This window comes from Nonomuraea sp. AD125B, assembly GCF_041402765.1.
GTDB lineage: Bacteria > Actinomycetota > Actinomycetes > Streptosporangiales > Streptosporangiaceae > Nonomuraea > Nonomuraea bangladeshensis.
Window position 1 is genome coordinate 94,303 of sequence record NZ_JBGLOU010000021.1, and the last position, 12,226, is coordinate 106,528.

At 69.6% G+C, this 12,226-nt stretch carries 13 protein-coding genes; 3 read left to right on the forward strand and 10 right to left on the reverse strand.

All coding sequences use genetic code 11. The annotated features are described in order from the left end of the window. Positions 1-3: 3 nt before the first annotated feature. Positions 4-894, reverse strand: a complete 891-nt coding sequence (locus ACBR40_RS40755; RefSeq protein ID WP_371252169.1) for an alpha/beta fold hydrolase — start codon at positions 892-894, stop codon at positions 4-6. A 301-nt stretch (positions 895-1,195) separates the two neighbouring features. Then, positions 1,196-3,373 (reverse strand): DEAD/DEAH box helicase, encoded by a 2,178-nt coding sequence (locus ACBR40_RS40760; protein ID WP_371252170.1) that lies wholly within the window; start codon positions 3,371-3,373, stop codon positions 1,196-1,198. A 349-nt stretch (positions 3,374-3,722) separates the two neighbouring features. On the opposite strand from ACBR40_RS40760, the gene ACBR40_RS40765 reads away from it, so the two are divergent. Continuing rightward, positions 3,723-4,364, forward strand: a complete 642-nt coding sequence (locus ACBR40_RS40765) for a ferritin-like fold-containing protein (RefSeq protein ID WP_371252171.1) — start codon at positions 3,723-3,725, stop codon at positions 4,362-4,364. Positions 4,365-4,748: 384 nt separating this feature from the next. On the opposite strand, the gene ACBR40_RS40770 is transcribed toward ACBR40_RS40765, so the two are convergent. From ACBR40_RS40770 to ligD, 4 genes are all read right to left on the reverse strand, one after another. Then, positions 4,749-4,979, reverse strand: a complete 231-nt coding sequence (locus tag ACBR40_RS40770; protein WP_344210582.1) for a DUF3107 domain-containing protein — start codon at positions 4,977-4,979, stop codon at positions 4,749-4,751. A gap of 88 nt (positions 4,980-5,067) precedes the next feature. Next, entirely contained in the window at positions 5,068-5,688 is a 621-nt protein-coding gene (locus ACBR40_RS40775; RefSeq protein ID WP_218155950.1) for a TetR/AcrR family transcriptional regulator, read from the reverse strand. A gap of 160 nt (positions 5,689-5,848) precedes the next feature. Next, positions 5,849-6,055 carry a hypothetical protein gene (locus ACBR40_RS40780; RefSeq protein WP_344210579.1) on the reverse strand — a complete coding sequence of 69 codons (207 nt, stop codon included), beginning with the start codon at positions 6,053-6,055 and terminating at the stop codon, positions 5,849-5,851. Positions 6,056-6,099: 44 nt separating this feature from the next. Further along, the gene (gene ligD, locus ACBR40_RS40785; RefSeq protein ID WP_371252172.1) at positions 6,100-6,978 is read right to left on the reverse strand and encodes a non-homologous end-joining DNA ligase; all 879 of its coding nucleotides are present in this window, start codon (positions 6,976-6,978) and stop codon (positions 6,100-6,102) included. A gap of 154 nt (positions 6,979-7,132) precedes the next feature. Here ligD and ACBR40_RS40790 point away from each other — a divergent pair, with 154 nt between their 5' ends. Continuing rightward, positions 7,133-8,035: a Ku protein gene (locus ACBR40_RS40790; protein ID WP_364454608.1), complete on the forward strand. Its 903-nt coding sequence runs from the start codon at positions 7,133-7,135 to the stop codon at positions 8,033-8,035. A gap of 19 nt (positions 8,036-8,054) precedes the next feature. On the opposite strand, the gene ACBR40_RS40795 is transcribed toward ACBR40_RS40790, so the two are convergent. Together ACBR40_RS40795 and ACBR40_RS40800 are read right to left on the reverse strand one after the other, a co-directional pair. Next, positions 8,055-8,927: a hypothetical protein gene (locus ACBR40_RS40795; protein ID WP_371252173.1), complete on the reverse strand. Its 873-nt coding sequence runs from the start codon at positions 8,925-8,927 to the stop codon at positions 8,055-8,057. A gap of 1 nt (position 8,928) precedes the next feature. Continuing rightward, a complete protein-coding gene (locus ACBR40_RS40800) occupies positions 8,929-9,429 on the reverse strand; it encodes a SigE family RNA polymerase sigma factor (RefSeq protein ID WP_344210571.1) in 501 nt (166 codons plus the stop codon). 309 nt (positions 9,430-9,738) lie between these two features. On the opposite strand from ACBR40_RS40800, the gene ACBR40_RS40805 reads away from it, so the two are divergent. Continuing rightward, the gene (locus tag ACBR40_RS40805; protein WP_344210569.1) at positions 9,739-10,122 is read left to right on the forward strand and encodes a hypothetical protein; all 384 of its coding nucleotides are present in this window, start codon (positions 9,739-9,741) and stop codon (positions 10,120-10,122) included. A 430-nt stretch (positions 10,123-10,552) separates the two neighbouring features. Here ACBR40_RS40805 and ACBR40_RS40810 read toward each other — a convergent pair whose 3' ends face one another. Further along, the gene (locus tag ACBR40_RS40810) at positions 10,553-10,867 is read right to left on the reverse strand and encodes a hypothetical protein (protein ID WP_344210567.1); all 315 of its coding nucleotides are present in this window, start codon (positions 10,865-10,867) and stop codon (positions 10,553-10,555) included. Between the two features lie 421 nt (positions 10,868-11,288). Next, a complete protein-coding gene (locus tag ACBR40_RS40815) occupies positions 11,289-11,702 on the reverse strand; it encodes a hypothetical protein (RefSeq protein WP_344210565.1) in 414 nt (137 codons plus the stop codon). Positions 11,703-12,226: the final 524 nt, after the last annotated feature.

Below are 12,226 nucleotides of genomic sequence, written 5' to 3' on the forward strand. Positions count from 1 at the left end.
TGATTACAGGCTATTGGAATGGATGTCCAAATAGTGCTTCTCGGCCGCGTTCCAGAACCTGACCAGCGCGGCCGCCGTCGTCTCCGGCGCCTCGACGGCGGGGGAGTGGACGGCGCCCGGCACGACCACGCACTCCGCGCCCAGCCTGGCGGCCATCTCCGACTGCGTCTCGGGGGACCAGCCGTCGTCGTCCTCGCCGTAGAGGACGAGGGTGGGCACCTCGATCTGACGCAGCTCGTCGGTGCGGTCACGCATGGTGAGCACCTGCTCGGCCATGGACGAAAGGCCGGTCGGCGAGTTGGCCAGCAGCCGCCGGTGCAGGAACGCCACGATGTCGTCGGGGACGTCGGCCGCCAGCGCGTCCGGCTCGAACCTGTGGTGCCACACGTGCTCCAGGCCGAGCGCGGGCACCTCCTCCATGATCTTCCTGCCGTTGCGCGCCCGCCGGCCCTCGATCGCCCCCGGGCCCGAGCCCATGAGCGTGAACGAGGCGAACTTCGTACGCCCGTCGATGACGGCCTCGCGGGCCACCAGGCCGCCGAAGGAGTGGCCCACCAGGTGCATGGGGCCGCCGCCGCCGATCACCTGGGCGAGCGTGTCGAGGTCGGCGCCGAGGGCCGCGCAGGTGTAGGCGGCGGGGTCGTCGGGGCCCGGGGTCTCGTACTGGCCGCGCAGGTCGACCGCCACCACGCGGCGGCCGGACTGTGCGAGCGTCATCAGGACCGCGATGAAGTCCTCCTTGCTGCCGGTCAGGCCGGGGACGAGGAGCGCGGGCCAGCGCTCAACCACACCACTGACCGGAAGGGCCTCCAGGGCCGCGAACGTGCCCTGTGGCGTCTCGATCTTCTGTGGGGTGACGCCAGGAGGCAGGTCGAGGAATCGCGGCGTACTCACGTGGGGCAACAATACCCAGAGGTCAGCGCCTCGACACCGGCATGCCCGTTACGCTGGTGCGACTTTGGGGGAGATGTCGCGAATGCCGGATATCGCCGTGCAGCCGACGGGACGCGACGCCGTACGCCCGGCGTACGCGGCTTCAGAGGCACGTGGGCGGGTGTTGGAGCGGGTCGGGCCCACGTGGAGGCGTCGCGGCCGGGTGACGCGCCGTGGGGCCGTACAGCGATCCTGCCGCACATGCCGAAAGGCGCGCACCCCGTAGTGCGGGATGCGCGCCTTTCGCGGTGGTGCCGGGACGTCAGCCGGCGCGGCGGCGGTTGCCGCCGCCGCCTCGGGACTGGCGTCGCTGCTGCTTGCGCTCGCTGGCGGCGGACGGCGCGATGTCATCGTCGTCCGTGGCCAGGTCGGGTGATTGGAAGATCACCGCGAACGGGCTCGGCGGGATGATCCGCTCCGGCTGGCGAACGGGGGCGGGGGGCGGCGGGGCGAGGAAGCTCGGCTCCGGCTCCGCCTGAACCCGCGCCTCCCGACGCTCCGCGACGACGGGCGCCTGCTCGGCCACCGACGCCCGCTTGGCGACGGGCGCCTGCTCGGCCACCGACGCCCGCTTGGCGACGGGCGCCTGCTCGGCGACCGGCGCCTGCTTGGCGGCGGGGGCCTGCTTGGCAACCGGGGCCTGCTCGGCGACCGACGGCCGCTTGGCGGTCGGGGCCTGGTCGGCGATCGGCGGGGCCGGCTCGATGCCCGCGGCGGCCGGTTCGGTCGTCTTGGCGGCGGCGGTGCGGCGGGACCGGGTGGTCCGTGCCGGTGCCTCCACCGGTGCCTCCACCGGCGTCTCCACCGGCGTCTCCACCGGCGTCTCCACCGGGGACGTCTCCGGCAACGGCGCCGTGGCGGCCGGGGTGTCGGCGACGACCCGGCGGGAGCGGGTGCTCCGCGTGCTCCGCGCCGGCGCCTCCGCGACCGTACCGTCCGCCGGAGCCCCGGAAGGGGCGCCGGAAGAGGCGAGCGCGGACTCGGGCGCGACGGCGAGCGCCTGCTCGATCGCCGTCGAGGCCGCCCCCCTCCGCGTACGGGCCCGCTTCGGCTGCGCGTTGGCGGCGCCGACCTCGTCGGGGGTGAGGATCGCGGGAGTCTCCTCCGCCTTGGCATCCACGAGCTCGACCTCCGAGGTCTCGACGGGTGCGGTCTCCGCCAGCTCCTTGCCGCCACGGGTGCGGCGGCGCTGGCGCTGCGTACGGGCAGCAGGACGCTCACGGTCACGGTCGCGCTCACGCTCGTCGCGGCGGCGACCGCCACGCCCGCGTGCCCTGCCGGTCTCGCCGAGGTCCTCGAGATGCTCCGCGGAGAGCCCGGCGCGCGAGCGGTTCGCGTGCGGCAGGACGCCCTTGGTGCCCTTGGGGATGTTGAGCTCGGCGTAGACGTGCGGCGAGGTGGAGTAGGTCTCCTCAGGCTCGGCGAAGGCCAGCCCGAGCATGTTGTTGATCATCTTCCACCGGGTCAGCTCCTCCCACTCCACGAAGGTGACCGCGATGCCCGTGCGCCCGGCCCGGCCGGTGCGGCCGATGCGGTGCACGTACGTCTTGTCCTCGGTGGGGCAGTCGTAGTTGACCACGTGCGTGACGTCGTCGATGTCGATGCCGCGCGCGGCCACGTCGGTGGCCACGAGCACGTCGATCTTGCCGTTGCGGAACGCCCGCAGCGCCTGCTCGCGCTGGCCCTGACCGAGGTCGCCGTGCACGGCCGCGACGGCGAAGCCGCGCGTGTCGAGCTGCTCGGCGACCATGTCGCAGGCCCGCTTGGTCTCGCAGAAGACCATGGTGAGCCCCCGGCCCTCGGCCTGGAGCAGCCGCGACAGGATCTCGATCTTGTCCATGCGGTGGGTGCGCCACACGAGCTGGCGCACCTGCGGCGTCGCCTCGCCCTCGCCGCTCTCGTGCTCGGCGCGGATGTGCGTCGGGCGGTTGAGGTATTTGCGCGACAGCGCGACGACCTCACCCGGCATCGTCGCGGAGAACAGCATCGTCTGCCGCTCCGCCGGGACCAGCTTGAAGATGCGCTCGACGTCGGGCAGGAAGCCCAGGTCGAGCATGCGGTCGGCCTCGTCGAGGACGAGGGAGGTGACCTGGCTCAGGTCGAGGTGCTTCTGCTTGACCAGGTCGAGCAGCCGGCCGGGAGTGCCGACGACGACGTCGACCCCCGCCTTGAGCGCTTCGACCTGGGGCTCGTACGCCCGACCGCCGTAGACGGTCAGCACCCGGGAGCCGAGCTTGCCCGCGGCGGTCACGAGGTCCTCGCTGACCTGGGTGGCCAGCTCTCGGGTCGGTACGACGACCAGCCCGCGGGGCTTCTTGCGGTTCTTGCGCGGCTTGCCGATGCCTTGCAGCATGGCGATGCCGAACGCGTAGGTCTTGCCCGTGCCGGTGCGTGCCTGACCGATGAGGTCCTGGCCGCTCAGCGCGAGCGGGAGCGCCATTTCCTGAATGGGGAACGGCGACACGATGCCCTCGGTCTCGAGGGCGTCGGCGATTTCTGGTGTGACTCCGAGGTCTCGGAAAGTCGTCAGCGTGGCCTGCCTCAGTCTCAAATGAAGGCGGGCCTGCCGGGACCGACGGGTGGATGGACACCCCGTGTCTTGGGTCCTCGCGGTAGAGCCAGCCCTCTCGCGTCATCAGCGACCGCGGCCTCCTGGGAGCGGAGGTATCCGGGAGAAACCCCCGAATTTACACAGTGCGGTCGCACTTTCACAGAGCAGTGTACTCGATAGCACAACGCTGGCCGAGCTCACGTATGTTCCCGAAGATTTCCCGAAGTACGCTGCCACCATGAAGCAGTCTCCAGGAGTCGTCGACCTGCTCGGCGTGCTGGCGTACGCGGAACTCAGCGCCTACGCCCGGATGACCGAGGACGCGGCCACGCTGGCGCCCTCGCTGGCCGACCGCGCGGCGCTGAGCGAGCTGGCGGTCGCCGAGTACGCCCACTTCCGTCTGCTGCGCGACCGCCTCACCGAGCTGGGCGCCGATCCTGACGGGGCGATGGCGCCGTTCGCCGGGGCACTCGACGCCTGGCACGCCCAGACCCGCCCGGCCGACTGGCTGCAGGCGCTGGTCAAGACGTACGTCGGGGACGGCATCGCCAACGACTTCTACCGGGAGGTGGCCAGGCATCTCGACCCGGCGGTCGCCAAGCTGGTGGACGAGGTGCTGGTGGACGAGGGGCGCTCGCAGTTCGCGGTGGAGCGGGTGCGCGCCGGGATCGAGGCGGACCCGACGGCGGGGGCGCGGCTGGCGCTGTGGGCGCGGCGGCTGGTGGGCGAGGCGCTCAGCCAGGCCCAGCAGGTGGCGGCGGCGCGGCCGGAGCTGGCGCTGTCGCTGATGGAGGCGAGCGGCGGGCAGGCCGACATCTCCCGGCTCTTCGCCACGCTGACCGAGGAGCACAACAAGCGCATGGCCGCCCTCGGCATATGAAAGCCCGGGCAGCCGAAAGTCGGCCGGATGGGCGGCGCGGAGCGGCGCAACGGCGGTACCGTTCGAGCATGAGGGCCTTGCGACGCGACGGCGGTTCTTTGACCAGATGCGGGCCTAACCGCTGGACCTCACGGGCCGTGCTGCGGCGGGAGAGCTCGCGCTGCCCGGCCATCGCCCAGCCCCGGCATCCCGTCCCGAGGGCGCACCGCCCGCCACCGGGCTGCCGCCTCGCCGCCCGCCACCTCCCACGCTGACCACGCGGAAAGAAACGCCTCCCACGCGGGCAGGCCGTCCGTGCGGACGCGCCTCCCGCGCTGGACGCGGAAGGACGCCGGGGCACGGCGGTGGTGTGAGCCGTCCCCCGACGCCGGGCGCCGTCAGAAGTTACAGCGTGCCGCCGAAGCCCACCGGCCTGGCCTCGTCCTCGCCGATCTCGATGAACCCGAGCGCGGCCACCGGCACGACCACCCGCCGTCCCTTGACGTCGGTGATGGCGAAGACGCCACGCTCGACGGAGAGCGCGTTCCTGATCTCCTCCTCGACCTGCTCGGCGGACAGGTCGGTCTCGACAACGAGCTCGCGGTGCACGGAACGTACGCCGATCTTGACTTCCATCGTGGCTCCCTCATGGACGGGCTGGCTCTACTCCATCGTGGCCTCTGCCGCACGACGGACACGCGGATGATCGCGCCCAGCGAACGGGTTATGCCGTACGCGGAAAACCGCTGATGCCGCGCCAGGCGAGGCGGGCCATCATCTGCTCGGCCGCGTCCTTGGGGATGGAGCCGTGCGTCGTCACCCAGTAGCGGGCGCTCACCTCGGCCATGCCGACCAGGCCGACGCCCAGCAGATGGGCCTCGTCGCTGGTGCAGCCGGTGTCCTCCTGGATGAGCGCGCTGACCATCTCCGCGCACTCGCGCAGGGACCGCTCCACCCGCTGGCGCACCGGGGCGACGTTGCGCAGGTCGGACTCGAAGACGAGGCGGAAGGCCTCGCCCTGGGTGGAGACGAAGTCGAAGAACGCCTGGAAGGTGGCCTGCACGCGCAGTTTGTTCTCGTTGGTGGAGGCCAGGGCCTCCCTGCAGCGGTTGACCATGTCGTCGACGTGCAGGTCGAGCAGCGCGAGGTAGAGCTCCAGCTTGCCCGGGAAGTGCTGGTAGAGCACGGGCTTGCTGACCCCGGCCCGGTCGGCGATCTCGTCCATGGCGGCCGCGTGGTAGCCGTTCTCGACGAACACTTCCTGCGCCGCGCTCAGGAGCTGCCGGCGGCGGGCGAGTCGGGGCAGCCGGGTGCCCCGGGGCTTGGCGTCCGGGGTTGCGGTCACGCGGGTCTCCATTGGTCTCTCAGCGCTCTCAACGGGTCGTGCGGACATCCTACGGGCGAGTAGTCACGTCGTCCTACGCACGAGTAGGCAGGTCGCCCCGCGCGCGAGCAGGAAGAAGATCGTCCCGCGCGCGGGCAGGCGTCACACCCGGCGGCGATCGTCACCGGTATTCGTCGTCGTCGAGCTCGACCTCGCGGTCCTGCTCGGCCGCGTCGGCGGGGTTGACGTCCAGCGGCAGCTCGCGGCGCAGCCCGCCGGCCGCCCGATCCGCCTCGCGCTGCTGCTCGGCCACGTCGGCCTCGGGCGCCTCGATCGACAACTCCTCGACCTCCTCGTCGTAGGGCCCCTCGTCCCCGCGAACGTCCATCTCCGACATCTCGTGGTCCCCCTCCAGGTGTGGACGGCTCCAGACTACGCCCGCGCGAAAAGGTCGCCGCGGTTCTCCGCTCTCGCCAGTACGTCCGGCGCTGTGAACACCAGGTCCTCCGGACGCTCACAGCTTTCCACCTCTTTCCACGTAAGAGGCGTCGACACGGTCGGCCGTTCGCGGGCCCGCAGGGAGTAGGGCGCGACGGTGGTCTTCGCGGGGTTGTTCTGGCTCCAGTCGATGAAGACCTTGCCGGGCCGCGCGGCCTTGGCCATGACGCTCACGACCTGCTTCGGGTGCTCCTTCTCCAGGAGCTGGGCCAGCCTCTTGGCGTACGCGGAGGGCTCCTCCCTGCAGTCCCAGTCCGCGTAGAGCTGCATGCCCTTGCTGCCGCTCGTCTTCGGCCGGGCGGTCAGCCCCTCGGCCTTCAGCACCTCGCGCAGCATCAGCGCGACCTCGGCGCACTGGACGATCGTCGCAGGCGCCCCGGGGTCGAGGTCGAAGACGATCATGTCGGGGGGCAGCGCGTTACCGTCGTCGTCCACGCGCCACTGCGGCACGTGCAGCTCCAGCGCGGCGAGGTTGGCGTAGTAGACGATCGTCGGCAGGTCCTCGATCACGGCGAAGTCGATGCTCTCGCGGTTCTTGGTGCTGCCGGGGACGGGCAGGTTGACCCGGCGTACCCAGCCGGGGGTGTGGTCGGGGGCGTTCTTCTCGAAGAAGGACTGGCCGGTCACGCCGTCGGGGTAGCGCTTGACGGTCAGTGGGCGGCCCGCGAGGTGCGGCAGCAGGACGGGGGCGATCCGGCTGTAGTAGTCGATGACCTCGGCCTTGGTGAAGCCGCAGTCCGGATAGAGCACCTTGTCCAGGTTGCTGAGGGTCAGCTCGCGTCCGTCCACCTTGACGGGGACCTTCTTGGCCACGGGGGCACCTCCGTCCGCATGGTGTACGCCACCTCCCCGGATGGATCGCGCCTAACCCACCGATTTCGCCACGGCCACGTATGGCAAGCATTGGTCGTGTCATGCCGGGTATGTGCCTTCTGCCGACGACGACGGAGAGCCTGAGGAGTGAGCCATGCGCAGCATCTGGAAGGGTGCGATCTCCTTCGGCCTGGTCACGATCCCCGTCAAGCTCTACTCCGCGACCGAGCAGAAGGACGTGTCGTTCCATCAGGTGCACCGCGAGGACGGCGGACGCATCCGCTACAAGCGCGTGTGCCAGCTCGACGGCGAGGAGATCCCCTACGCCGACATCGCCAAGGGCTACGAGCTGGCCACGGGCGAGATGGTCGTGCTCACCGACGAGGACTTCGAGGACCTGCCCCTGACCACGTCACGCAGGATCGACGTGCTGCAGTTCACCCCGGCCGAGCAGATCGACCCCATCTACTTCGCGAAGTCGTACTATCTGGAGCCCGACGCGCAGGGGGCCAAGCCGTACGTGCTGCTGCGGGACGCCCTGGAGAGCTCGGGTCAGGTCGCCGTGGTCAAGGTGGCGCTGCGGCAGCGGGAGTCGCTGGCCACGCTGCGCGTCCGCGACGGCGTGTTCGTCCTGGAGACCATGCTCTGGCCGGACGAGATCCGCGCGCCCGACTTCGAGTTCCTGGAGGAGGACATCGAGGTACGCGCCCAGGAGCTCAAGATGGCCGAGTCGCTCATCAGCACGATGGAGTCCGACTTCGACCCGGGCGAGTACCACGACACCTACCGCGAGGCGCTCCAGCACGTCATCGAGGCCAAGGTGGAGGGCAAGGAGGTCGTCCCGGCCGCCGAGGAGGAGGAGGCCGGACCGGCCGTGGACCTGATGGCGGCGCTGCGGGCCAGCGTCGAGGCGGCCAAACGGGAGCGGGAGGGCGCCCCCGCCAAGCGCGGGAAGGCCGCCTCGGGCAAGGCGAAGGACGCGAAGACGGGCTCCAAGGCCGAGACCGCCAAGGAGGAGAAGGCCCCCGCCAGGCGCAAGACCCGCAAGTCCGCCTGACCTCCTCCTCCCGGCCCGGTCAGTACCCCGTCCCCCGGCCCAACGGGCCGAACGCCTCGTCCGTGACCTGCTCCAGGAGCTGGTTCCGCGAGCCGTAGGCGGTGACCGTCACCGGTGGGGAGTCCAGGACGGTGACGGGGTCGCCGGCCGCGTCCTTCTCGCCGTCGGGGTGGGGGACCGACTTTCCGAGCACCCGGGCGATGAAGAAGCCGCCGGCGATGCGCGCGTCGGTACGCCGCCCGTCCGCCCAGTCGACCTCGACCCGGCGTACGTCCGCCGTGACGCGGCCGACCACGACCCGGAAGGTCTGGTCTCTCGTCGCCTTGTCCCGCCCCTCCTCGTAGCGCGATTGCGAGGTGTAGGCGTCCACCTGGAGCGCGCCGGGGAAGCCCCTCATGTTCCCCGGAGCCTGGAATCCCCAGTAGGTGAAGACCGCGCGCTCCGAGAGATCCTGCGGCGTGCTCGGGGTGCACAGGACGAAGCCGGACAGGCTGCCGACCAGAGCGGTCGATCCGTCCTCGTCCCGGTACTCCACCAGCAGCCGGAAGTCCTCCGCCGAGCCGTGCTCGGGGATGCGCCGGCGACCGTCCATGTTGTGCACCGGGCCTCCCTGGGGCATGCAGGCGCGTACGGCCCGCGTCTGCTCGGGGGTGTTGTCCGGCAGGCGGTCCACCTCCGCCGCGGTGACCTGGCCGGGGCCCCCGCCGGTGACGACGGTCACCGCGCTGATAACCGACGCGGCCGCGGCGAGCCCGGCGACCGACCAGGAGAGGCGGCGGCGCCGCGTGGAGCCGGCCCGCGCCCGTGCCGCGTAGGCGAGCGGGTCGACGGGCCTCGCCTCGTCCGCCATCCGCCGCAGCTCGGCGGAGATCCGCTGTTCGTCGAGGGTCATCTCAGGCCTCCAGGGTGATGGTCTCGCCGATCAGCTCGCGCAACCGGGCGACGGCTTGGTGCGTCTGGCTGCGTACGGTCCCCACCGAGCAGCCCATGATCCTGGCGACCTCCGACTCCGGGAGGTCCTCGTAGTAACGGAGCACCAGGACCGCTCTCTTGCGCGGCGGCAGGGTCCGGAGCGCCCGGGCCAGGGTGACGCGGGTCTCGACCTCGTCGGTCCGGTCGCCGGCGGCCCGGTCGGGTGGTGACGTGACCGGCCGTTCGCGTCCCCAGCGCGGGCTTCGCCAGCGGCCGGCCTGTTCGTGGTACATGACCCGGCGCACGTACGCCTCCGGACTGTCGCGGATCCGCCGCCAGTGCCCGGCGGTCTTGGCCAGCGCGGTCTGGAGCAGGTCTTCCGCGGCGTGCTGATCGCCGGTCAGGAGGTACGCGAGCCTGATCAACCGGTCGGAACGGCTGATGACGAACTCGGTGAAGTCACGCTGCTGGTCGGGGTGCAAGGGCTCTCCTCGGGTCTCACCCACCTAGATGCGGGCGGGCCCGCGGATCTATGGTGCGGCGTCCGGGAGAGAGGAATGACCGCCCAAATAGGACATTTCGGATAATTTATGTGGAATCAATGCATAAACGTGTAATACAAGCAATGCCCCTCCTAATGTGTGGCAAAAAGGGACGATTTCTGTTTGTGTGCCACTGGTGTCGGAAATGACATTTACCGGATGGCTCAACGGCGGTCATCCGCAACGTTTTTTCCGGCAATGCCGGAAAGATCGAGTACGGGGCAATCGATCCTTTAGGGGGAAAACGCAATGCCCAAGCTCAGGAGTGTTCTCGCGGGCCTCGCCATCGGCACGGCCATGACCGGTGGCGCGGTCGCCGCGAGCGCCGCCACCTCTGCCGCCAGCGCCGCCACCCAGATCGGCACGGGCACCACCGTCACGACCGGATGGGGCTGTGGCTACCGGAGCCGCTGCGGCTGGGGTGGCTGGGGCGGGTGGGGGCGCCGCCACCACAACCAGAGGACGCATGTGAACGTGCACAACAACAACTTCAACTTCAACCGCACCTTCACGAACCGCCGGGAGCACGACCGCCGGTTCCACCACCACCACCACAACCCGATGTACAACTCGGAGTACGGCGTGACCGGTGGGCTCGCCACCACCAGCGACGCCGACACCGACACCGACTGATCCAGTCGCGTGACGGTGGAAGAAGGAAAGGCCCGCTGAGGGCGAATTCCTTTTCCTCGTCTCCCTGGTGATCCTGTTGAGGGTCTCCCGGCATCCGCCGGGGGACCCTCATTGCATTTCCCGCAAGAACGGCCTTCGTGTCAGGTTCCTCGGGTGGGTGATGCGAGGGGCTGTGCGCGAATCTGGGGGCCGTCGGCGGCGTCCGGTGGGCCAGGGGATCGGGCCGGCCTCGGAGACGCCGCTCACGGCTGCCTGGCCATCAGGGGTCCTTGACGCGGCCGGGGTCTCGATCGGCACGGTTCCCTTGGCGACCCCGGCACAAGGAAGTGCCCGTGTTCACCATGTGAACACGGGCACTCGCGGCTTCATCGGCCGGAGGTTCACCACCTGGAAAGGCTCCCGCAGGAGACCTCAGGCTCCGGCCTGGCCGCTAATCCCAGTCGCCGTCGCCGTTGAAGTGGCGGAAGCGGCGGTGCTGGTTGCTGTTGACGTTGGTGTTGTTGTTGACGACGACGACCCTGATGCGGCCGTGGCCCCGGTGGCCCCAGCCGGCCCGGCGCCAGCCCCAGCCGCCCCAACCGCAGCGGCGGCGGGCACCGCAGCCCCATCCGGTCTGGATGCCGGTCTGCGTGCCGATCTGGGTGGCGGCGCTGGCGGCAGAGGTGGCCGCGCTCGCGGCGACCGCGCCTCCGGTCATCGCCGTGCTGAGGGCGAGGCCCGCGACAATACTCTTGAGCTTGGGCATTTTGTCTTCCCCCTAAAGGATCGATTGCCCCGTACCGCCCTTTCCTGAACGGCCTGATTGCTGCCGTCCTGTGTATGGGCGGGGGATGTTCGGAACGAGTCCGTTCATCCGCACTCTTCATATAACCGGCCACCAACCCACACAAACCGGAATTGTCCACTTTTGCCGGTTTGTGACATAGGGAAAAGTCTGCAAAAGCACGACGAGAGCCCCGCCGGCTGTCAGCCGGCGGGGCCCTCGAAGATAATGTGCCGTGGCAGGCGAGGAGAAAAGAGATCTCAGGCCGGTCCGCACGCGCTCGTGCGGACCGACCTGAGACAAGCCATTCATCACGGCGCCGTCATCCGTTTCATGGACGGATTTCCGGCGGTCGTGCGAAACGGCCCCTTACTCCTTGCGCCGTTGCTTCACGGACGCGCCATTACGACACGTTGTTGTCGTCGAAGTTGTGGTTGTGGCGGCGGCGGCGGTCGAACTCGAACTGGTCGTTGATGTTGCGGTTGTGGTTGCGGACCACGACGCAGATCCTGCCTCCGCCGCGACGGCCCCAGCCGCCCCAGCCGCCCCCGCCGCGGCGGTGGCAGCGCTCCCGGCGGTGGCCCCAGCCGCCGCCCCAGTTGTTCCAGTTGCCGCCCCAGTTGTTGCCCAGGTTGGTGCCCAGGCCGTCGACCAGGCCATCGCCCAGGGTGTCGTCGTCGTCCCAGTCGCCGGTGGTGACGGAGACGAGAGAGGTGACCGGGGTGGCGTTGGCGACCGGGGTCCCCATGGCGACCGCGGCGCCGGTCATCGCCGTGCTGAAGGCGAGACCGGTGATAAGGCTCTTGAGCTTGGGCATTGCGTTTTCCCCCTAAAGGATCGAGTGCCCCGTTTCAGACGTTTCCGGGTACCTGAAAAAGGTCTTGGACGGCTGCTTAAGAGTCATCCGCTGCATGTCATTTCCGCAGGGCCGGGCAGGCAAACTGGGATCACCCTATTTTGCTGTGTATTAAGAATCCTATTGCTTGCCTTACATGTCTATCCCATGAAATGAGATGAAATGTCCGATTTGCCGGAGTCGTGAAAAGCGGCAGCACAAAGCGGCGCGACTTCGCGCGGTGAGAATGGCCGCGAACACTCCGGCCGGCCGCCGGACCGGAATGGCCCCCGTGGGCACCCGCCGACGGGCAGCTCATTCGCGGTCATACAATGACGGCGGTCGTCATTTCACACCCAAAGAAATAGACGTACGCCCGGACAATACTTCCGTGCCGGCCTGTCCCCGCTGAATACGGTCAGTGCCGGACGAGTCACCGTCCGTGGCGCTGCCTGACATGTTTCCGCCGGTGACCCTCACAAACGGCGTCCGTCGGCTTTTTACCG